Below are 1,878 nucleotides of genomic sequence, written 5' to 3'. Positions count from 1 at the left end.
GAGCTCGGCACGGTCCTCGCCCGCCGAGCGGACCGCCGATGAGCCCAAGCGGCGGTCCGCCGACGCGGACGCCACCGAGCATCCCGGGACCGCCCAGAACGCCGGGACCGCCCAGAACGCCGGGACCGCCCAGAACGCCGGGACCGCCCAGAACGCCGAGGCCGCCCAGAACGCCGAGGCCGCCGAGAGCTCCGAGGCCTCCGGCGGGCGCAGCGACAAGCGCAGGGCCGCGTCCGCGCGGCGGGCCAGGGAACGCGGCCGCACGCCGCTCTTCGATCAGTACGAGGACGGGGACCGGCCGCGCGCCGCGAACGAGTGAGGCACCGTGAGGTCCCCCGGGCTGACCAGCCAGGAGCGGATTTTTGAACACCCCGTTCGGGGTGCTAGAGTTTCACTCGTTGCAAGGGCCTGTGGCGCAGTCTGGTAGCGCACCTCGTTCGCATCGAGGGGGTCTGGGGTTCAAATCCCCACAGGTCCACTGCACATGAGATCCCGTCCGGTTCGCTGAACCGGGCGGGATCTTTGCGTTGCCCGCGTGCGGGCTGTTGTTCTGTGGCGCTCGTCTCACGCGATCGCGTGTGGTTCCGTCCGCTATGGATACATTTGTTCCATGCCGCCCCCTTTCAGGACCGCCGTCGCCGTCTGCGGCACCGCACTCGCCGCCGTCTTCATGGGCGGCTGCGGAGAACCCGACGGGCTGCGGGTCGAGGGTTCGGCGCTCCGTCCTTCGAAGGTGACCGGGCCGGTCTACCTCGCCGACGCGACGGGACAGCCGCTCCAGCGGCCGACGCACGTGGGCCTCACCGAGTACGTCACGCTCGCGGAGCTGGACTGGAAGGACTGGGGCGGGCCGACCGCCCGCGCCACCGGGAGGCTCAGCGGCGAGTGGTGCCTCCCGGCGTGCGCGAAGCGCCCGTACGCGGCGACGCTGACCCTCAGCGGTCTCGAACGGCAGGACCGTCTGGCGTACTACCGGCGGGCGGCCGTGGAACCCGGCGACCCCGAGGAGCTGCCCGCCGCGGCGGTGAACGTGCAGTTCCAGGGCATCCGGCTGTCCGTACCGGAGTTCTGAGCCATGGGACTGCGCACCAAGATCGGGCTCGCCATCGCGGGCACCGCCGCCGTGGTGTCCGTCGTGATGGGGCTCCTCGTCCACCACCGCACGGTCGAGGCCCAGTACGCGGGCGCCCGCAGCCAGATCGGCGACCGGCTCCAGACCGCCGTGCAGGACCACGCCGCCGGGATCGACGGCGACCGCACGCTCATCGACCCGCCCGATCTGCCCAAGCCCCTGGCCAAGGCCGTGCGGCAGGGCAGGTGGGCCGTCTACCTCGACCGCGGCGGACAGGTGCCGCAGCTCTGGGCGGCGAGCGGGTACGGCAAGGAGATCGTCGCCCTGAAGCGGCCCTTCGACCGCGAGACGGAGACCGTACGGGACCTGGACCGGGTCCTGTGGATCTCCGGCGGCATCGGGACCGCGCTCGCCTGTGTGGCGGGGCTGCTCGTCGCCAACCGGCTCGGGCGTCGGCTCACCCGCAAGGCGCGGGCGGCGCGGCGCATCGCCGACGGCGACCTGACGGCGCGCCTCCCGCTGCACGGCAAGGACGAGATCACCCAGCTCGCGTCCGCCGTCAACACCATGGCCGACGCGCTCGCCGCACGGCTGCGCGCGGAGCGCGAGGTCACCGCGAACATCGCGCACGAGCTGCGGACACCGGTGGCCGGGATGGTGACGGCGGCCTCGCTCCTCCCCGCCGGGCGGCCGTCCGAGCTGGTCCAGGAGTCGGCGGGGCGGCTACGGGTGCTCGTGGACGACGTCATCGAGGTGGCGCGGCTCGACGGGGCGGCCCAGCGGCTCGCCCTGGAGGTGTGTGAACT

At 73.0% G+C, this 1,878-nt stretch carries 2 protein-coding genes, 1 tRNA gene and 1 pseudogene; all 4 read left to right on the top strand.

Going from position 1 to position 1,878, the window contains the following annotated elements:
• Positions 1-319, top strand: a pseudogene (locus tag AB8Z36_RS37940) (hypothetical protein); the annotation flags it as partial.
• Between the two features lie 85 nt (positions 320-404).
• Positions 405-478: transfer RNA gene (locus AB8Z36_RS37935), tRNA-Ala, on the top strand.
• Positions 479-610: 132 nt separating this feature from the next.
• Positions 611-1,072 carry a hypothetical protein gene (locus AB8Z36_RS37930; RefSeq protein ID WP_369217922.1) on the top strand — a complete coding sequence of 154 codons (462 nt, stop codon included), beginning with the start codon at positions 611-613 and terminating at the stop codon, positions 1,070-1,072.
• 3 nt (positions 1,073-1,075) lie between these two features.
• A partial coding sequence (locus tag AB8Z36_RS37925; protein WP_369217921.1) for a HAMP domain-containing protein occupies positions 1,076-1,878 on the top strand: 803 nt, incomplete at its 3' end.

Origin of the sequence: Streptomyces flavofungini, from assembly GCF_041028215.1 — a bacterium.
Lineage (GTDB): Bacteria > Actinomycetota > Actinomycetes > Streptomycetales > Streptomycetaceae > Streptomyces > Streptomyces flavofungini_B.
This window is presented reverse-complemented; position numbering and strand designations above follow the sequence as displayed.

Bases quoted from the DNA above. Each gene is read 5' to 3' on its own strand.
- AB8Z36_RS37930 (WP_369217922.1), top strand. From the start codon at position 611: ATGCCGCCCCCTTTCAGGACCGCCGTCGCCGTCTGCGGCACCGCACTC.